This window comes from Actinomycetota bacterium (assembly GCA_041658565.1).
Classification (GTDB): Bacteria; Actinomycetota; AC-67; order AC-67; family AC-67; genus JBAZZY01.
In genome coordinates this window covers 61,249-80,587 of the sequence record JBAZZY010000003.1, presented here as the reverse complement: position 1 = coordinate 80,587, position 19,339 = coordinate 61,249, and the positions used below count along the sequence as shown (strand labels likewise).

At 67.5% G+C, this 19,339-nt stretch carries 17 protein-coding genes and 2 tRNA genes; 8 read left to right on the top strand and 11 right to left on the bottom strand.

All coding sequences use genetic code 11. The features are described from left to right. Window positions 1-18: 18 nt before the first annotated feature. Together hypF and WDA27_03655 are read right to left on the bottom strand one after the other, a co-directional pair. On the bottom strand, window positions 19-2,301 hold the full coding sequence (gene hypF, locus WDA27_03660; protein ID MFA5890040.1) for a carbamoyltransferase HypF: 2,283 nt from the start codon (window positions 2,299-2,301) through the stop codon (window positions 19-21). Window positions 2,302-2,522: 221 nt separating this feature from the next. Next, window positions 2,523-2,594, bottom strand: a tRNA-Val gene (locus tag WDA27_03655). Window positions 2,595-2,773: 179 nt separating this feature from the next. On the opposite strand from WDA27_03655, the gene WDA27_03650 reads away from it, so the two are divergent. Continuing rightward, the gene (locus WDA27_03650; GenBank protein MFA5890039.1) at window positions 2,774-3,418 is read left to right on the top strand and encodes an HD domain-containing phosphohydrolase; all 645 of its coding nucleotides are present in this window, start codon (window positions 2,774-2,776) and stop codon (window positions 3,416-3,418) included. Window positions 3,419-3,421: 3 nt separating this feature from the next. Here WDA27_03650 and WDA27_03645 read toward each other — a convergent pair whose 3' ends face one another. The 5 genes from WDA27_03645 to WDA27_03625 all read right to left on the bottom strand — a co-directional run bounded on the left by WDA27_03645 (window position 3,422) and on the right by WDA27_03625 (window position 8,378). Beyond that, window positions 3,422-3,895, bottom strand: a complete 474-nt coding sequence (locus WDA27_03645; protein MFA5890038.1) for a DUF523 domain-containing protein — start codon at window positions 3,893-3,895, stop codon at window positions 3,422-3,424. A gap of 46 nt (window positions 3,896-3,941) precedes the next feature. After that, on the bottom strand, window positions 3,942-4,451 hold the full coding sequence (locus WDA27_03640; GenBank protein ID MFA5890037.1) for a redoxin domain-containing protein: 510 nt from the start codon (window positions 4,449-4,451) through the stop codon (window positions 3,942-3,944). Between the two features lie 90 nt (window positions 4,452-4,541). Then, window positions 4,542-6,782, bottom strand: coding sequence for a GMC family oxidoreductase (locus WDA27_03635; protein MFA5890036.1), 2,241 nt, complete (start codon window positions 6,780-6,782; stop codon window positions 4,542-4,544). 33 nt (window positions 6,783-6,815) lie between these two features. Continuing rightward, window positions 6,816-7,823: an NAD(P)H-dependent glycerol-3-phosphate dehydrogenase gene (locus WDA27_03630; protein ID MFA5890035.1), complete on the bottom strand. Its 1,008-nt coding sequence runs from the start codon at window positions 7,821-7,823 to the stop codon at window positions 6,816-6,818. Window positions 7,824-7,877: 54 nt separating this feature from the next. Next, a complete protein-coding gene (locus tag WDA27_03625) occupies window positions 7,878-8,378 on the bottom strand; it encodes a thermonuclease family protein (protein MFA5890034.1) in 501 nt (166 codons plus the stop codon). Between the two features lie 129 nt (window positions 8,379-8,507). Between WDA27_03625 and WDA27_03620 the strand changes: the two genes are divergently transcribed. The 7 genes from WDA27_03620 to WDA27_03590 all read left to right on the top strand — a co-directional run bounded on the left by WDA27_03620 (window position 8,508) and on the right by WDA27_03590 (window position 15,118). Next, window positions 8,508-10,391: a S8 family serine peptidase gene (locus WDA27_03620; GenBank protein ID MFA5890033.1), complete on the top strand. Its 1,884-nt coding sequence runs from the start codon at window positions 8,508-8,510 to the stop codon at window positions 10,389-10,391. Window positions 10,392-10,425: 34 nt separating this feature from the next. Continuing rightward, a complete protein-coding gene (locus WDA27_03615) occupies window positions 10,426-11,181 on the top strand; it encodes a Sir2 family NAD-dependent protein deacetylase (GenBank protein ID MFA5890032.1) in 756 nt (251 codons plus the stop codon). Window positions 11,182-11,300: 119 nt separating this feature from the next. Then, complete coding sequence (locus WDA27_03610) at window positions 11,301-11,999, top strand: class I SAM-dependent methyltransferase (GenBank protein MFA5890031.1); 699 nt, start codon at window positions 11,301-11,303, stop codon at window positions 11,997-11,999. A 103-nt stretch (window positions 12,000-12,102) separates the two neighbouring features. Beyond that, window positions 12,103-12,174: transfer RNA gene (locus tag WDA27_03605), tRNA-Leu, on the top strand. Window positions 12,175-12,447: 273 nt separating this feature from the next. Next, a complete protein-coding gene (locus WDA27_03600; GenBank protein ID MFA5890030.1) occupies window positions 12,448-13,197 on the top strand; it encodes a MerR family transcriptional regulator in 750 nt (249 codons plus the stop codon). Next, on the top strand, window positions 13,194-13,886 hold the full coding sequence (locus WDA27_03595) for a ubiquinone/menaquinone biosynthesis methyltransferase (GenBank protein ID MFA5890029.1): 693 nt from the start codon (window positions 13,194-13,196) through the stop codon (window positions 13,884-13,886). Before WDA27_03600 ends, WDA27_03595 begins: the two co-directional genes overlap by 4 nt. Then, window positions 13,883-15,118 (top strand): isochorismate synthase, encoded by a 1,236-nt coding sequence (locus tag WDA27_03590; GenBank protein ID MFA5890028.1) that lies wholly within the window; start codon window positions 13,883-13,885, stop codon window positions 15,116-15,118. Before WDA27_03595 ends, WDA27_03590 begins: the two co-directional genes overlap by 4 nt. Here WDA27_03590 and menD read toward each other — a convergent pair. The 4 genes from menD to menB are packed head-to-tail and all read right to left on the bottom strand — an operon-like array spanning window position 15,109 to window position 19,338. Continuing rightward, on the bottom strand, window positions 15,109-16,818 hold the full coding sequence (gene menD, locus WDA27_03585; GenBank protein ID MFA5890027.1) for a 2-succinyl-5-enolpyruvyl-6-hydroxy-3-cyclohexene-1-carboxylic-acid synthase: 1,710 nt from the start codon (window positions 16,816-16,818) through the stop codon (window positions 15,109-15,111). The two genes, WDA27_03590 and menD, sit on opposite strands and share 10 nt — an antisense overlap. Then, entirely contained in the window at window positions 16,815-17,672 is an 858-nt protein-coding gene (locus WDA27_03580; protein MFA5890026.1) for an enolase C-terminal domain-like protein, read from the bottom strand. Before WDA27_03580 ends, menD begins: the two co-directional genes overlap by 4 nt. Then, window positions 17,663-18,529 carry a 1,4-dihydroxy-2-naphthoate polyprenyltransferase gene (locus WDA27_03575; GenBank protein ID MFA5890025.1) on the bottom strand — a complete coding sequence of 289 codons (867 nt, stop codon included), beginning with the start codon at window positions 18,527-18,529 and terminating at the stop codon, window positions 17,663-17,665. The genes WDA27_03580 and WDA27_03575 overlap by 10 nt, the downstream gene beginning before the upstream one ends. After that, window positions 18,526-19,338, bottom strand: coding sequence for a 1,4-dihydroxy-2-naphthoyl-CoA synthase (gene menB / locus WDA27_03570; protein ID MFA5890024.1), 813 nt, complete (start codon window positions 19,336-19,338; stop codon window positions 18,526-18,528). Before menB ends, WDA27_03575 begins: the two co-directional genes overlap by 4 nt. Window position 19,339 lies beyond the last annotated feature (1 nt).

Genomic DNA, 19,339 nt, shown 5'->3' with positions numbered 1-19,339 from the left:
ACTGGTCCCTTCCCTTCTTCAACTTTGCCCGGCGGCGCGCCTCGCCAACACCGCAGCCGCGACCGCGGCTTGCCCGAGACTGATGCCGCCGTCGTTGGCGGGAACCCGCTGATGCGTCAGCACCTCAAAGCCGGCGTCCAGCAGCCGCGGCACTACCGTTTCGACCAACAAGGCATTCTGGAACACTCCCCCCGACAGAGCCGTAATCGAGGGAGCCCCGTCGTCGCGCAGCCGGCTACACACGTCGACGATCATTCGCGCAACACCAAGGTGAAAGCGCCCCGATATCACCCCGACCGCAACGCCGCCGTCCGCATCCCGCGCCGCCTCGCGCACGCATGGCGTCGGATCCACGATCCACGTTCCCTCCGGCCGGCGGTAGACGAATTCATACGGCTTGTGCGGACCCGGCGTGGCAATCTCCTCGAACTCGATCGCAGCTTGGGCTTCATACGACACTTCATTGCGCACACCGGCGATCGCGGCGACGGCGTCAAACAAGCGGCCCATGCTCGAAGTCACCGGCGCGTTGAGACCTTGAGCCGCCATCGCCAGACAGGTCTGCCGGCGTTCGTCGGACACCTCCGCAAGTCGCCCCGCGTGAGGCGCAGCGTCCCCGAACGCGCGCGCCAGCCAGACGGCCGCCATCCGCCAAGGCTGCCGAATCGCTTGATGGCCGCCGGGCATCGGCACCGTGTCCAAATGCGCAACGCGGCGGTAACCGAGAAGATCCGCCACGAGGAACTCCCCGCCCCACAACGTCCCGTCGTCGCCGTACCCAAGACCGTCGAACGCAACGCCGATGACGGGGTCGGTCCGCGAGTTCTCCGCAAGGCACGACGCCACGTGTGCGTGGTGGTGCTGGACCGGGATCCGCTCGTGCGGCTGCTCGAGCGCCCACTTCGTAGAGAGGTACTCGGGGTGCAGGTCATGCGCCACGGCCTCAACTCGAACGTCGAACAACCGCGACAAGTGCCCGATCGCATGCTCGAAAGATCGAAGCGTCTCTAGGTTTTCGAGGTCGCCGATGTGGTGCGACGGAACGCACATGCCGCCCTTCGCGACGGCGACGGTGTTCTTCAACTGGGCGCCGGCTGCCAGGATCCCAACAGGCGCGCGCACCGGAAGTCGCAACGGTTCGGGCACGTACCCTCGGGAGCGGCGAATCACTCCCGCGCGCCCGGCCACTACGCGCGCGACGGAGTCGTCGCATCGCACCTCAATCGCTCGATCATGGACGAGGAATGCGTCGGCGATCCCGCCGAGGCGCGCGCGCGCCTCTTGGTCGACGAACGCAATTGGCTCGTCGGAAACGTTACCTGAGGTCATCACTAGGACCCGATCCACCGCCGCCAGCAACAGATGGTGCAGCGGCGTGTACGGCAACATGACGCCGAGCGTGCCGTATCCGGGAGCCACCGATGGCGCAACCCGGTCGCCGTTTCGGCGAGCGATCACGATCGGCCGTCGCCGCGAGATCAGCAACGCTTCTTCTTCGGGACCAAGCGCGCACAACTCGCGCACCTCCGCGATCCGGCGTGCCATGAGCGCGAAAGGACGCTCATCTCTGTGCTTGCGGCCGCGAAGGCGCGCCACCACCCCTTCATCGGCCGCATCGCACGCCAGGTGGTACCCGCCAAGCCCCTTAACCGCCACGATCGCCCCGGCGCGCAGCAAGCGCGCAGCTCCGGCGATGGGATCTCCGCCGAGCGCTTCGCCGCCCGCGTCGAACAGGCGAAGGCGCGGGCCGCACTCCGGGCAAGCGTTCGGCTGCGCGTGAAAACGCCGGTCGGTGGGATTCTCGTACTCGGCAACACACGTCGAGCACATCGAAAACTCCGACATGGTCGTCTCCGCCCGGTCATACGGGACGTCGCGCACGATGGTGTATCGCGGACCACAGTTGGTGCAATTGGTGAACGCATACCCGTGCCGGCGATCGCCCACAGCCGAGATCTCGCGCGCGCAGTCCTCGCACGTTGCCACGTCCGGCGAAACCGGGACGTTGCGCTCCCCCGGTTCGCTGTGCAGGATGAGGAACTCCCGTTCGTCGCGTGGAGCGAGGTCGGTCACGCCGATGTCCTCGATGACGGCGAGTGGCGGAGGGCGAGAAGTCAGCATCGACAAGAACTCCCCCACCCGGTCTACGTTGCCCTCAATCTCTGCAGTCAGTCCGTCCGAGTCGTTGCGAACCCACCCCACCAAGCCGAGATCACTCGCCACGTTGAACACGTACGGCCTGAACCCCACGCCCTGGACGATTCCAGAGACATGTACGCGCGCGCGCCTGACGCCGGCCATCAAGGTTCCTCGGACGCGAGTGTACGCCTCTCGAATAGGCGTGCGGAGTCATGATTCGAAGCAAGGCCGACGACGGGTTCGACCTCCCTGAATGCGATCCCAGGACGCCGACTCTCCTCGGGATTCCCGGTTGACTCTCAGTGGTCCGTATGATTTCGGTCGCATAACGCCCCGGTTCATACGCGATACGTCAGGGGCCGTTGGTAGACAGGAGTGCGAAGTGGGCGCGGCAGGTATCGAACCTGCGACCTCCTGCTTGTAAGGCAGGCGCTCTACCATTGAGCTACGCGCCCCGGTCGCGAACGACGGGACCGTGAGTGTAGCCCGGCGCGAGCGATCTCCGCCGCGCTGCGATCGGCGAACACGCCAAGAGCGGGAAACCGCGCGAATGAGCACAAGAGACCAGGAACTGTGACAGACGGCGCGCCGGTTCGTTCTCACTTGCACGCGGGGTCCCGGAAAGGAGTCGGCAATGGAACCAACACTACGCCGAACTCGAAGCCCTCACGCGGCCCAACACGCCCCCGCCCGTGGCGCGCGCGCGCCGGATGGTCGCGACCTCACCGTGATCCGCATGCTCGCCAGCGCGGTGGAGGCGCGGGACCACCACACTGGTGACCACGCCAACCACGTGTCATCGCTGTCGCACGATCTGTGGCGCTGGATCAGCAGGCGCGAGCCGGAACACGACTTGATCTATGGGTTCCTGTTGCACGACGTCGGGAAGATCGCGATTCCCGACGCCATCCTGCTCAAGTGCGGCCCCCTGACCCCCGCGGAACGCGCGATCATGCGCAACCACGTCGGGATCGGACTCAGGCTGGTCGAACCCCTCGGATTCAGCAAGGCTGCGCTCGACGTCATTCGCTTCCACCACGAACGCTGGGATGGCGCCGGATACCCGAACGGTCTTTCAGGAAACGAAATACCGGCGCAGGCGCGCGCCTTCAGCATCGTCGACGCCTATGACGCGATGACGAGCGACCGTCCATACCGGCGCGGTCTGCCGCCGGCCACCGCACTCGCCGAGATCGAGCAATCCGGCGGCACGCAGTTCGATCCCGAATTCGTAATGCACTTCGCCGCACTTGCCGACCGGCTCGGGCTGGTCGCGTAGAGGTCAGATGCCTTCGACGTCCTCGTCGGACGCAACGACCATTCCCCGGCGACGAAGGAACGCCGCCGTGACTCCGTCTCCTGAACGCAACACGCCCGAGAAGGACCCGTTGTAGACCTGCTCGCACCCACAGGACGGGCTACGGGCCTTGAGAAGCGCAACCCGAGCACCGCTATTCTCGGCAACCGCTGCTGCCGCGCGCGCACCGAGGAGATACTCCGCGGTGATGTCCGCTCCATCCACGTCCAGGACGCGCGCACGGCCTTCGAGCACGTCGGTCCCGTCTCCGCCCTGGATCTCCGCCGGCGGCCGAGGCGTGGGCAGTCCGCCGGCAACCTCCGGACACACCAGAACGGCACGCCCCACGGCAGCCAGCGACACCGCCCACTCCCGAGTGTTGGCCGCAGCCTCATGCGTGCAAGGCACACCGGCAAGACACGCGCTCAACACAACAAGTTCATCTGCGGGGATGCGCACGCAACCTCCACGTTCGCCGGCCGGTGAACCGGTCGATGGATCGAGTCTACGCGTGGTCGTCCAGCGCGCCGACGGCGCTCAACGATGCATCGGCGGCCAGGCTGTGGATCGCCTCGCGCCACCCATCCTGGTTGCGCAACCGCTTCGCCGAGTTGCGCTCGACGAAGCGCACGATTCCACTCTTGTCGATCAGGAACGTGTGCCGATGAGAAAACCCCAGACCGTCATCGAAGGCGCCGTATACGCGGGACACCTCGCCGTGCGGCCAGAAGTCGCTGAGGAAGCGGTTGGGGAACTTCTGCTGGTCCTTCCAGGCTCGAGCCGACCAAACCGGGTCCACGGACACCGCTAGTACCTCGGTCTCCGCGTCTGAAACCAGATCCGAGTTCTTGTCCCGCAGGTCGCAGAATTCACTCGAGCATCCCGGCGAGAACGTGAATGGATAGAAGACCAGAAGGACGTTCTTGTTCCCCCGGTATTCCACGAGCCGGACGTTCTCGCCTTCGCTGTCGCGAAGTGTGAAATCCGGGGCTTCCGTACCCACATCGACCGTCATCGTTCCTCCTCGACAAGACAAACGTACACACGACTACGCCTGTTTCCAACGTGCATCCATGCCGTTTTATGCCGAAGACGGAGAAATCGGTTACGCGAAGTACTCGGCAGATCTCCCGGCGATGTGGTCGGCCGTGCGCGTCGCCAGGGCCATGATCGTGATCTGCGGGTTCACCGTCGGGCAACCCGGCAGCACGCTTGCGTCGGCCACGAACAGCCCGCCGACCCCGTGAACCTCACCGTGAGATCCGACCACGCCATCGGCAGGATTGGCGGCCATGCGGGCGGTCCCGACGGGATGGAACGCACTCAGACGCAGCGCGCGCGGCTTGACTGCCTCCTCGCGAATATCTGCCAGCTCAGCTGCGGAGCGCACGTAGCCGATCCCCGGAAGCCCGGTGTTCACGACCGCAGCGCCGGCCGCGAACATAACCTCTGCCGTCTTGACCAGCCCCCGCACCATGCGCTGCGCGTCCTGCTTGTTGAATCGATAGGTGATGATCGGCTCTCCGCCGGACCGCCGGAAGACACGACCCTCGGAGGTGTCGGACACGAACAGGCCGGCCGAAGCCACATGCGGGAACGCGCCGATCATCTCCTTCATCTCCAGCCCCCCGCCGCGGAAGGTTCCCGCCCCGATCGAGGGCACCGATGAAGTGACCTCGATCAGTATCTCCTGGGACTCGTGCCAGTCGTCCACGAAGAAGGACTGCATCGTTCCGCGCCAGGCGTAGACCTTTTCCTCGAAGAAACCACCAACCGAGCATGCGGGATGAATTCGAAGATGGCGACCGAGGTGGCCGGACCTATTCCCCAGCGCGTTCGCCGCAAGCAGTGCCGGCGTGTGGATTGCACCCGCGGCAACAACGACGACGCGCGCCTTCACGGTGAGCGTGGCGCGCGGCTCGCGAGTGAGCGGATCGAGCATGTGCGCAACGACGCCGCGCGCGCGCCCTCCCTCGATGAGGATCCGCTCCGCACGCGTGTTGGCGTAGATCCCCGCGCCGGCATGCTGCGCCATCGGCAGATACGTCAGACGCGTCGACAGCTTCGCATCCGAGGGACAGCCAAATGCGCACACGCCGCACCCGCGACAACCCTCGATGTTTCGCCGGATCGGAGTGCCGTGTAGTCCAAGCCGTTCAACCCCCCTGCGGAACACGCGCGCGTTCTGGCCGAGTATCTCCTCGGGAACCGGAACGACATGCTGAATGCGCTCGACGCGATCAAAGATCGTGCGCAGCGAAGCGCCGTCGATCGCCGGCAGCGAGAACTCGCGCTCCCAGCGCGCCAAGACTCGGTCGGGAGTCCGAAAACACGTGCCGGAATTGATCGCCGTGGTGCCGCCGATTCCCATTCCGAGCGGGAGCGGGATCACAGGGCGACCGAGCGTGGCGGTTAGGCCGTTCTGCCGGTACAGGCGCTGGAAGCGATCGAACGGAGCGCCGCCGTAGTCGTTGCGGGTGTGGTGAGGCCCTTCCTCCAGGACGATCACCGACAGCCCCGACTCCGCAAGCTCCTTGGCGACGACGGCACCACCTGCGCCCGAGCCGATGACGACGACATCGCATTCCTCGGTGTGATCCGCCGAGACCTGCGGGAACTCGATAACCTCGAGTGGAGGCGCATCGCGGGGCGGGTCCGCCGACTCGCACCCGTAGGTGAACCCGATCTTGCTCTCCACGACCGGCGTCGCCGCCCACTGGTTCACGCAGTAGAAACGCAAGGTGTCGCTCGCGCCGCGACGCAGCAGCAGCCGGCTGGCGTCCGCGCGCCTGACGTAGGCCTGCTGCGCGCCGGGACTCAGCCGCGAGAAGCGCCGCAAGTGACGCGAGAACACCGACGACCACTCGAAGACGGTGACGAAGCGCATGAACCCTCGGCGGGCCTCGGGCTCCCAGGACGCCAGCACCGCATCCAAACGCTCGGCGACCCCGACGTCCGCGGCAGACTCGTGAACGCGCCCTCCGCGGGGAAGGAGCGCTTGGGCGACGGCAGCAAGCGTCGCCGCGCGCCGCTTCGACAGCACCCGTGGAGTGAAAGCTCCGGGCCCCTGCATCGGCGGAGCCGCGTCGTCCGCACCCTCGTCGGACTCCGCTTCCTTCCGTCCGAAGTCATCCTCCCCCGACGACGGGAGTGGATCCTTGGTCACGTCCGTCGCCCACTTGGGCGGCGCCCACTCCGGCTCGATGTCGCCCGGCGGTTCTTCCGGATCGGGAACGTCCCGCTCGGCCGGCTGAGACCACGTCTGCTGAACGTCGTCGTCACCGGCAGACGACGGCGCGGAAGACCAGAATTCGTTGTCGTCGTCGTTGCGGTCATGTGGAGACATGTCGGGTCCCCGGTCATCCTCCGCCACTTGAGTTCAGAGCTCCTCTTCGACTGATGCGGATACCAACCGTTCGACGGCGGCCCGGGGGGACAGACCCTCGTAGAGCACTCGCGCGACGACGTCCACGACGGGCAAGTCCAGCCCGAACCGCTCGGCCAAGCCGGCGGCCGCGCGCACGTTGAAGTAACCCTCGACGGTTGTATTCATCTCGGCGAGCGCTTGCTCGGGCGACATGCCGCTGCCGACCAGCACCCCGTAACGCATGTTGCGGCCCCCGAGCACCGTGACGAACAAGTCGCCGGCGCCGGCCAGGCCCAAGATGGTCTCGGCGCGACCTCCGAGGGCGCGCGTCAGACGAGCCATCTCGACAAGCCCTCGGGAGAACACGAACGCCTTGGCGTTGGTCATGGTCGCGACCCCGTACTCCTGAGCAAGCCCGTCGCACAGACCGACCCCGATCGCCACGACGTTCTTCATGACCGCGCCGACCTCAACGCCGATGACGTCATCGCTGGTGTAGGTGCGGAATCGCTCCGAGCCGAGCGCCTCGGCCACTGCGCGCGCGGCGCGCGCGCCCGTTGAGGCACACACGACCGCCGTCGGAACTCCGGCAGCGATCTCAGAGGCGAGCGACGGTCCCACGACGGCCACAACCCGGTCGGGGTCGCCGACCTCGTCTGCCGCAACCGCCGTTGCGGGCCGAAGCGTCGCTTCGTCGAGGCCCTTCGTTGCAATCGCCCACAAGCAAGACGGCGACGCAAAAGGAGCAGCGCGCCGAACGGTCGAAACCAGGCCGGGGGTCGCGACGGCCAAAATGAGAATGTCGATCTTGGGCAACTCGTCTTCCCACGACGACGGATCGACGATGAGCAGGTTCGAGGGCAGATCCATGCCCAAAGCGGGATGCGGCTTCCCCTTCAGGTGCGCCTCGACGAAGCGCCCGTCGTGCTCGGTCGCGAACATGGTGATGTCGCGTCCGGCATCGCTCAGGTGCACCGCCATTGCGGCACCCATCGCACCCGCACCCACGATCCCCAACATGAGCCGCAAGTCTAATCGGCCCCGGCAGGTGGCCGCCCGGCGCGCGGAAGCACCCTACGGCGCGCGCGAGCAGGCCCCCCACAGACCACGCCGAGCAGCGCGCGCCGCGCGCTCGGCGGCGGCGAACTCGCCCAGGTGCGCAACATTTGGCCGGATGGTGAGGACCACCGCGAATCCACGGCCAACCAGTTCGCGGTTAACGAACAGGTCGTCACGTTCGCGAAACACGTAGGCAAGCGTGCGCTCGTAGCGATCGAGTCGGTCGAGGTCGTACTCGAGCCGAACCTCCTCGCCCTCAGCAAGAACTTGGTGCACATACGCCGAGGCCTCGGGCCCATAGCACTCGACCGGCGCGCCGGGCTTGACGGTCTCGGGTGTGTCGACGCCGATCAAGCGCACCCGGATGCGTTCGCCCGACGCGCGCACGATCACGGTGTCGCCGTCCACCACGCGCTCGACAACAGCGGTGTCGGATGGAGCATCCGATGTGGCCGCACAGGCGCCGGCCGCAACAAGAACCGCCGCCGCGAGGATGATCCCCCAAATTCTCCGCATGTTCGCGAGGGTACCCGGTGAGGGCGACACACACGCACAACCCGCCGGTGCCTAGTCATTCCGGGCCATCTTCGCCAACCACCCGCGGAGTCACCGAACGGACTAAGCGGGCGCGCGTTTTGTATGCGTATGAACTCGCGCCGTTTTGGAAGCGCGCTCGCCGTCCTCGTCACGGCGGCGTCGATGCTCGCAGGGCCTTCGGCCCATGCACTGGTTCCCGCTGCTTCCGGGCCGGCGGTCTCCGTCCACCAAACGCAGTTCCTGGTTCGATTCCGACCCCGCACTCCGGCCGTGGTCCGGCGCGCGCTTTTAGCGCGCGCCGGTGCGCACGTCGTGCGACGCATCGACGCTATCAACTACGACGTCGTGCGCGCGCCCGAAACCGCGACGGCCATCCTGCAGGCGGCGCGCGCAGTCGCCGTCGTCGAGCCCAACTACCCAGGCAGCATCGCGCTGGCGCCGGGCGACACCTGCCTCAACGACTGCGACGGAATCCCCGGTCAGTGGCACCTCGGAATGATCAACGCATCCGAGGGTTGGGACGCCGTCCCCGGCCGTACGTTCACCGCCGCGGCCAAGCGTGTCGAGGAGGCCGTCACCATTGCGGTCCTCGACACCAAGATCGACACATCGCATCCCGACTTCGCCAATCCCGGCGGTTCGGCCGACGCCGCCGACGGCGGCCAACTCGACCTCACCGGCGCGCGCGACTGGGTTCCGTCCTCACGCTGGAAAGGCTCCGCGGCCTACCACGGAACGTTCGTCGCCGGCCTGGCCGGCGCCGCCGCTGGGAACTCGACCGGCACCGCGGGCGTCGGGTACGCGGCGCGATTGCTCCCGCTCACCGTCGTCGACGGTGGCGGAACCACCGACGCGGCGACACTCGCCGACGCGATCGTCTACGCGTGGCGGCAAGGCGCGCGCGTGATCAACCTCTCGCTGGGAATCGCCGGCGACTCGTCGGCGGTCCATGACGCAATTCGCTTGGCCACCTCCGGAACCGCACAGCACGCACCCGCCTTGGTCGTCGCGGCCGCCGGCAACAACACCTCCGATACGCCCTTCTTCCCCGGGTCGTATCCCGAGGTGATGTCGGTTGCCGGGACCAACCGCGACGACCAACGGGCATCGTGCTCGAACTACAACTCCAACGTCTCTGTCGCGGCTCCGGCCGACCGCCTCGTCGGACTGATGCCGCAGCCGGCAGAGCGCGGCCAGGCTCCGTGCGGGACCAGCGCCGCCGCACCGCAGGTCTCCGGACTGGCCGCGCTTCTTTTCACTCAGGATCCTTCCCGGACCCCGAAGCAGGTGCGCACGCTCATTGAGGGTGCTGCGGACGACCTCGGGGCGCCGGGGCGTGATCCACATTTCGGCTTTGGCAGAATCAACGTGGGGCGGTCGTTGCGCGCGACCGGACCGGTGACCACCGGCGCGCGCGCGACCGTCGCAGCAGGCAGCACCAGCATCGTGACCGCGGTCGCGCTCAGCGCTCGAGGCGTGCGTGCCGCGCGCGTCATGTTCGATCGCCCCGGCGCGACTCCGGTGGCCGTGCAAGCCGCCGACGGCGCCTTCGGCGGAACCACCGAGAACCTGCGCGCGACACTGCCGGTTCCCGCAGGCACGCCGGGCGGAGCGCACCCGGCCTGGATCAGCGCCTTCGACGGAACCACATGGGGACCGTCCGCCGCCACCGTGGTCATCGTGGACACGCGCGCGCCGACTGTGAGCCAAGTGACGGCCTCGGACGGACTCCGCGCGGCCGGACGACCGCTGTCGATCACATTCACCGCGATCGACGACTACGCGACTTCACTCACGTACGGAATCGAGTTCCGCTCGACCGTCACCGGGAAGATCATGCATCGCGCCGTCCGGAGCGTTCCCGCCGGAACCCGGCGCTACGACTGGCTCCCCGGGCTCGACGCCCCCGCGGGTCACTACCTCGTGAAGATCGGCGTGGCCGACCCATCCGGCAACGCGGCCTTCGCCGAGACCGGAGCGGTCCTTTCGTAGGACTCGGTCGGCAGCGGCGTGCGATGCTGTCGGGATGGAAGCCCAACTTCTCGGCGAAGCGCTGGCGCGCGCCGGGCGCATCGTCGCTTTCACCGGAGCCGGGATCTCTACCGAGTCCGGCATCCCCGATTTCCGCGGTCCCCAGGGCGTGTGGACCAAGGTCGATCCATCCGACTTCACCCTTGACAAGTACGTCGCAAGCGCCGAGCACCGCGCACGCATCTGGCGCATGCGTATCGAGCGCGCGGCCGTGGACTACCTGCCGAACGCGGCGCACCGCGCCCTGGTGGACTTGGAGCGATCCGGAACGCTCGACTGCATCGTGACGCAGAACATCGACGGCCTGCACCAGAAAGCCGGTAGCACCGCGGTACTCGAACTTCACGGCAGCACGCGCTCAATCGTCTGTCTGGACTGTCGCCGGCAACTACCCGCCGAGCACGCCTACGCACGAATCGAAGCCGGCGAGACCGATCCCCACTGCGTGTACTGCGGCGGGATCTTAAAGAGCGGAACCGTCTCGTTCGGCGAGTCGCTGCCCGAGGACGTGATCGAGGAAGCGTTCTTCCGCGCGCGCCAATGCGATCTGTGCCTCGTGATCGGATCCAGCCTTGTGGTGCATCCGGCAGCGTCGATCCCGCTGGAGGCCGCGCGCGCCGGCGCGCGCCTCGCGATCGTCAACCACGAACCCACGCCGCTGGACGACCTGGCCGATCCGGTTGTGCGCGCGTCGGCCGGAGAAGTCCTCCCCGCCGCCGTCGCCCTCGCCGAGGAATTGCGCGCGCGCTGACCCCGCGGCGCTCCGTGTATGTGATTCTGGTCGTACAGCAACCGTTTTCACCACACGACGCGGCGGGGTCTCGCTCCGAACGATGACGCACCAACAAGCGCTGGTAGATTCTGCTCACCGTGAACGAGTACACGCCGCGCTGGTTTCATGTGTTCTCCGAGACCATTCCCGAGGAATGGACCGCGCGCGAAGTCGCGGCCGTCGCGGAGCGGCTCCCTCTCGCCCGGTTTCCCCGCATCCTGGACCTCTGCTGCGGAGCAGGGCGACACGCCACACCGCTCTCGAACGCCGGGTACGCAATCGTCGGCGCGGATCGCGCGCTCCACGCGCTGCGTGTCGCGGCGTCACGGGCGCCGCGCGCGAGGTTCGTCTGTCTCGACCAGCGCGACGTCGGCTGCATATCGCAGACATTCGATGGGGTGCTCCTGCTGTGGCAGAGCTTCGGATACTTCTCGCGCGCAGGCAACGATTCCGTACTCCAAAACATCGCGCGCGTCCTCCGCCCCGGGGGACGATTGCTGATCGACGTCGTGCACCCCGACTTCTACCGCGCGCGCATCGGCGAGCAACACGATGCGCGCGCCGGAGTGAAATCGCTTAGCACGACGTTCGACGGCGATCGGATGTTCTCGCGCATCGTTTACGAAGACGCGTCCGAGGAGGGATTCGACTTCGAGACGTTCCACCCCGACGGCCTCACCGACCGAGCGGCGGCAGCCGGGTTCGACGTCGTCGAGGCGTGCTGGTGGTGGGAGCGAGGCCGCGCGCCGACTCCGGAAGAACCGCGCTACCAACTCGTGCTCGAGACGCGCACCTGAGGATCGGGAAGACTCCGCGACCCCCGGCATGTTCGCGAGGTTCCACCAGGTTCTCCCGAACGTGAGGCCGCAACGGGAATCGCCTACCGTGACCCGCGGCGGTGGGCCCGTGGTGTAAGTGGTAGCACACGTCCCTGAGAAGGCCGGAGTACGGGTTCGAGGCCCGTCGGGTCCACCCCTCAACTTGCTTGGGGGACCATCGCCGGAGCGGTCAACAGGGATATCCGCTCTGCCACCCGGCACTTGCGCATCCACGCAGCCGTGACACAATGAAGTCCTCAGGGACGTGTCCCGTCACCACGGGATCACTCGACCGCGAAAGAGCGAGGAGCAATCCTCGCTCTTTCGTTTTCCGGCTCCGCCGTCAACCTCGCGAGAACCGACCTCTCCGGCCGGCCGGCGGGGGTCGCGTGGACCGTGCGAGCAACCACTCGTAGAGTAGTAAGTCGTGGAATACAGGGTCGAGGAACTCGCGGCGGCGTGCGGTGTGTCGGTGGACACCGTGCGCTATTACCAGTCCCGGCACCTTCTGCCACCCCCGGACAAGCAAGGCCGCGTCGCGGTTTACGGACGCGCGCACGCCGCGCGCATCCGTGAGATCCGCTCACTGCAACGCAAGGGACTCACCCTGGCGGTGATCCGGCGGCATTTGGAAGGGAAGCTGGGCGATGCGAGCCTCGCGGGGGCTGTAGCTGCCGCGGCGGGCGACCCTGAGCCCGACCGGCCCCTGACCCTGGCGGAACTCGCCGCGCGCACGGGCGTCCCGGCCTCACTGCTCACCGCCGCGCGCAAGGCCGGACTGCTGCTTGGGCGTACGGCGAAAGGCAAGGAACGCTTTTCTGCGACGGACGTTGAAGTCGTTCGCCTGGGGATGCGGCTTCTGGATGCCGGACTGCCTCCGGCCGACGTGCTTGCGCTGGCGACCGAATACGACGCCGCCGCGCGCGCAATCGCGCGGCGCGCGGTGGCCATGTTCGACGACCACGTGCGCGCGCCGATCCGGTCCTCGGGGATCGCCGAATCCGAGGCGACAGAACAGCTCGTCTCCCTTTTCAGCGAGTTGCTCCCTGCCGTCACCGATCTTGTCTCCCAGCACTTCCGCCGCGTACTGCTCACCGTCGCGGAGGAGCACATCGCACAGTCCGACCGCACCACACCGGCGCGCGCGAAACGCAGCGCTTCGAGGAGGCGCGCGTGAAGTCCCGCGCTCCCCTGCCGTCGGGTTCGGAAAAGGCGCGCGCCGTGCGCGGAATGTTCGACACCATTTCCGGGCGCTACGACCTCGTCAACCGGATCATGACCTTCGGCATGGACGTCGGGTGGCGTCGCCGTGCGGTGCGAGAGTTGCATCTCTCCCCCGGCGCGCGCGTGTTGGATCTGGCGTGCGGCACCGGGGACTTCTGCCGCGACCTCGCGCGCGCCGGACTTCGCCCGGCCGGATTCGATTTCTCCTTCGGCATGCTCGCCGCCGCGCGTACCGAGGCCCCGCTGACGCAGGCGGACATCCTCGCGCTGCCGGTCGCTTCGGGTTCCGCCGACGGAATCACTTGCGGCTTCGCGCTGCGCAACGTCGTCGATCTCAACTCGCTGTTCCGCGAGATGGCGCGCGTGCTGCGCCCCGGCGGTCGCTTTGCTTTGCTCGAAGTGTCCGAGCCTCGAAACCGCCTTCTGCGCGCCGGCCACAACTTCTACTTCGGCGGAGTCGTTCCCAAGATCGGCGGAATGCTGTCGGACCGATCCGCCTACGAGTATCTTCCGGCTTCGGTCGCGTACTTGCCGCCGCCCAACGAGATGCGCGCGATGCTGGCCGCCGCAGGCTTCACCGAACTACGACGCGTCCATTTGTTGGGGGGGGCCGCCCAGCTCCTGCTCGGGACGCGGTCGTGAGAACCACCCGCCGCGGCGCGCGACCGATGCGCTCTCACACCTTCGCGCTGCACGGACATCCCGACCTGCTCGACTACTACGACCCTTCCTCGGGCTTCTTCTTCGAGCGCGCCACCTCGGGCGTCTGCGGAATCGGCGTTGCGCTGCGCGTCGAAGTTCCCGCCGGACCAGATCAAGTCGCACGCGCTGCCGAGGCCGCGCGCGTCGCGCTCTCGCGGGTCGAGACCTCATCGGGACCGCCGCCGCTGATCGTCGGTGCGCTCCCATTCGACGGTGAGCGCACGAACGCAACGTTGGTGATGCCCCGCATTTCCATCGTGCGGCGCGACGGCCAAACCTGGATGATCGAGGCCGGACAGGAAGGGACCCCTGAGCCCGAGATCATGCCGCACGAACCTCCGCCGGAACCGTGGACCTCGCTTCGAGTACGTCCCGACCCGGCGCCGGAGGTCTACGTCGAAGCCGCGCGCGCGGCGCGGGACCGCATCCGATCGGGCGCTCTCGACAAGGTGGTTCTTGCGCGCACGCTCATCGCCGAGTCCGATCACGTCTTCGACATCCCGGCATTGCTCGAGCGTCTACGGTCAGTCGAGCCTGCGGCCTACGTGTTCGCGGTGAACGGGTTCATCGGCGCCTCGCCGGAGCTGCTTCTGGCGCGCGCCGGCGACACCGTCAGGTCCAACCCGCTCGCGGGAACGATCCCGCGTGGCGCCGACTCCGACGCCGACGCGGCCGCAGTGCAGCGCTTGATGGCTTCGGACAAGGACCGGCGCGAGCACGCGTTGGTTGTGGACGCCGTGCGCGAAGCACTCACACCGGTGTGCGAAAGCCTCGACGTAGACGAGCAGCCTTCTCCGCTGCACACCAGCAAGGTATGGCACCTCTCGACCGAGGCTGCGGGAATACTGCGTTCTCCGGCCCCGGGCGCGCTGGACTTGGCCGCGCGCCTGCACCCCACACCGGCGGTGTGCGGAACCCCGCGCGGGCGCGCGCTCGATGAGATCCGCGCGCTGGAGCCCGTCGAGCGTGGCTCCTACGCGGGGCTCGTGGGGTGGATGGACGCCAACGGCGACGGCGAATGGGCGGTCGCTTTGCGATGCGCGCAAGTCTCGGGATCGGTTGCGCGCCTGTACGCGGGAGCCGGGATAGTCGCAGCCTCGGAGCCGGAGGCGGAACTCGCCGAAACCGATGCGAAGTTTCGCGGACTGCTCGACGCGCTCGGCTACGCCTGAGCCGCGAGCGCGGCCGCAACCGCCTCGCGCACTGCGCGCCGCCTCGCAACGGCAAGAGCACGATCTACCGGTACTTCCACCAAGCGCGCGCGACGCAACGGCGGATCCAGCGCGCTCAACAACTCGTGCGGCGATGCGGCAAGCACATGCTCCATGCCGGCCGCCTCCGCCAGCGAGGCAAGCGAGATCTCATGCGGGGCGACGAACAGGGCTTCATGTTCGGGCAGATCGGACTGCGGCAACAGATCGAAAATTCCGCCCCCACCGTTGTTGATCACAACGAAGACCGCGCGCGAGCGGCGCGCGCCCCACACCAAACCGGAGGCGTCGTGCAGCAGCGACAGGTCTCCGCACAGAGCGTAAGTCGGAGCACCGGCGGCCTCGACGCCGAGAACGGTGGAGACGAACCCGTCGATCCCGCTAGCGCCGCGATTCGCGAGAACGCGAAGTCCCGTACGCGGCTCCATATACGCATCGAGGTCGCGCACCGGCATGCTCGAGGACACCACCAGCGTCGCCCCGTCGGGCAGCGCGCCGGACAAATCCCGTGCGACGCGCCCTTCGAACGGCTCTTCCCACGAATCGAGCAAATCATCGATCGCAATCCTGGCGATGAGATCGGCGCGCGTCCACGAACCATCCCACTCGCTCTCGCCACGCGGTTCGATAACCCTGCACAGAAGCGACGCCAGCGACTCCGGATCGGATCGCAGGGTCAGCGAGGCATGGCGAGCGGGGTCCAAGTGGCGGCCATCCGGATCGACGACCACCAACTCGCGCGCGCCTGCCGCCAGCGCCTGAGTAGCGCGCGCCACAGGAGCCTCCCCAAACTGCACGACTACGTCCGGGCGGTGCACAGCCGCGAAGCCTTCGTCGGCACACAGCGCCCACGGCGCCGAGAGCGTCGAGGCCGGCTTGCGCAACCCCGACATCGGGTCGGCGATCAGCGGCCACCCCAGAATACCGGCCAATTTCGCAACCGACGGAGCCGAAGCGGCAAGCCCACCCGCGAGGATCACGCCGCGGTCGGTGCGCGCGGCAAGCGCGGCAAGCGCGGCGCCTTCGTCGCCGGCGAGACCCAGAGCGACGCCGACGCGTTCCCAAGGCGCACCGTTCGCGCGCCCCTCGGAGTCTGGTCCGAGATCGACGGTCTCCCCCGCCGGCACCAGGGGCTCGCGGAAAGCGCAGTTGATGTGCACCGGCCCGGCCGGCGGTCCGGCGGCGGCGGCGGCCGCGCGCGCGCCGAGCGATCTCCAATACCGAGCAGCGCCGTCGAACTCCTGCGGCACTCCCGCCTCGGCGAACATCCGCACGAACCCGCCGTAAAGCTTGACTTGATCGATGGCTTGGTTCGCTCCGGTGTCGCGCAGTTCGCCGGGCCTGTCGGCCGTCAAAACGATCAGCGGAACGCATGCCTGCGATGCTTCAACGACTGCCGGCATGAAGTTCGCCGCCGCCGTCCCCGACGTGCACACCAGCGCAACCGGTCGTCCGCTCGCCTTCGCAAGACCGAGCGCGTAGTACGCCGCGGAGCGCTCGTCCAGGTGAACACTCAGCGGGATGCCGCCGTGCCGCGAAAACGCGAGCGCAAGCGGTGCCGACCGCGATCCCGGCGCAACGCACACGCCCGCGCACCCGGCGCGCGCCAGCTCATCGACAAGCAGCGACGCACACGCGAGCGCAACGTCTCCTTCGCTCACTGTGCCACCTCCTCGGGCCGCACCACGGGACGACGCGGCGCGAGCACCCCGTCGGTTGGAACCAGCGGATCAAGCACCACGTCACTCTCCAGCAGCAGTGCGGTGCCTACGCCTGCGGCAAAGGGGAGTTCGGGAAGTGCTGCGGCGAGCGCGAGAACGGCGGCGAGACCGACCGAAGTCTCCAGCGCAGACGAAGGGATCGTCGGAAGCCCGGAAGCCTCGGCCGCGGCGAGTGCCGCGCGCACTCCACCGATCCTTTGAGGTTTGACCACGAAGACGTCGGCAGCATCCAGGCTCCGCAACCGGCGCGCGTCCTCCACCGTACGAACACATGCCTCTGCCGCGATCTGAATGACGCTGGAGCGCCGCAACACTGCCAGATCCTCCATCGTGGCCACCGGATCCTCGATCAATTCGATGTCGAAGGCCGCGAACGCGGTGATCTCGGTGCGCGCCGTTTCCACGTCCCACGCGCCGTTGGCGTCGAGGCGAATGCGCGCGTCCGGCAAGGCCTCGCGCACGGCGCGAACGCGCGCCGTGCCGTCGGCGTCGCCAACCTTGATCTTGATGGTGCGACACCCCGACGCGACTGCCAGGCGCGCGCCCTCAGCGGGATCGACCCGCGGCACCAATGCGTTGATCTCCACCTGATCGCGCACGGCCTGCGGAAACGCAAGGGACGCAGCCTCTATGGCCGACCGCTCTGCAGCCGCGCGCTCAGCTTCCGACCAACTCGGCAACGGCGAACATTCACCCCAGCCGTGCTCGCCCTCGACCAACCAACCTTCGCGCTCGACGACACCGCCGACCGGCACGCGCAAACGCACACGGAACGGCACGCGCCTCAGCGCCACAACGCCTCCGCCAGCAGCAAACCGAAGATCAACTGGGCGCGCGCGGTCATCACCAGCAACCGGATCATGTCGGGACCGGCAGCGCGCCTCGCAAGACGCACGGCCGGGACGACGAACAAAAGCCCGATGAAACAAGACAGCGCGTTCCCCGGAAACCAACGAGTCGCGATTCCAACCAGGACCAGACCGAAAGGAGCCAGCATCGCAATGTCGTAGGCGGAGCGCGCGCGCCGATCCCCCAACCGCACCGCCAGCGTCCTCTTCCCCGCTGCCGTATCTGTGGCGATGTCGCGGATGTTGTTGGCCATCAGGATTGCCACCGCGAGTAGACCGACCGCGACCGACGCAAGCCACACGCCGGCGCTCACTCCGCCTGCCTGTACGTACGCGGTGCCGGCCGTTGCCGCAAGGCCGAAGAAGACGAAGACGAAGACCTCTCCCATCCCCCGAGACGCATACGGCTTGGGCCCGCCCGAGTAGCCGACTGCGGCGAGGATGGCAGCCGCGCCGATCACGAGCACGAACGGCCGCAAAGCAATTCCCACCCACAGCCCGACGGCCGCAGCCACAGCAAAGGACAACAGCGCTGCACGTTTCACCGCCGACGAGGTAGCGAGACCCGATACCGTCAGGCGGACGGGTCCGACGCGCGCCGCGGTGTCGACGCCCCGAACGCCGTCGAAGTAGTCGTTCGCGTAATTCACGCCGACCTGCAGCGCGACGGCGACCACCAAACAGGCGGCCGTTCGCATCACAGTCGCGTTGCCGGCCGCTGCCGTTCCAACGATCACAGGAACGAACGCCGCGCCCAGCGTGCGCGGGCGCGCGCCTTGAATCCAAACGCGTGCCGGCGTCACGGCCGCTTCGGGAACCTCGAGAAGTCGGGCTTGCGCTTCTCGAGATACGCGTCCCGCCCTTCCTGTGCCTCTTCGCTCATGTAGTACAACAGCGTTGCGTCGCCCGCGAGTTGCTGGACCCCGGCAAGCCCATCGACGTCGGCGTTGAATCCGGCTTTGAGAAGTCGCAGTGACAGCGGCGACATCTCCAAGATCCGCCTTGCCCAAACAACGGTCTCTTCCTCAAGCCGTTCCAGAGGCACGACCTTGTTGACCAATCCCATCTCGTAGGCGCGCGCCGCGTCGTACTGCTCGCACAGCAGCCAGATTTCCTTCGCGCGCTTCATTCCGATGGTGCGCGCGAGCAAGCCCGCGCCGTACCCGCCGTCGAACGAGCCGACCTTAGGGCCGGTCTGGCCGAACTTGGCGTTCTCGGCGCACACGGTCAGGTCGCACACCAAGTGAAGGATGTGGCCGCCCCCGATCGCGTACCCGGCGACCATCGCGATCAACGGCTTGGGAAGTCGACGAATCTGTACCTGCAGATCCAAGACGTTCAGGCGCCCGATCCCCTGCGGGTCTATGTATCCGTCGGAGCCGCGCACGCGCTGGTCGCCGCCCGAACAAAACGCGTCGGGCCCCTCGCCTGTGAAGAGAATCACGCCGATGCCCGGATCGTCGCGCGCAATCTCGAACGCCCGCGACAACTCAAACAGCGTCTGCGGTCGGAAGGCGTTTCGAACCTCAGGGCGGCAGATGGTGATCTTGGCGATCCCCTCTGCCGTCTCGTAGCGGATGTCTTGGTAGTCCCCGGCGCCGATCCAATCCACG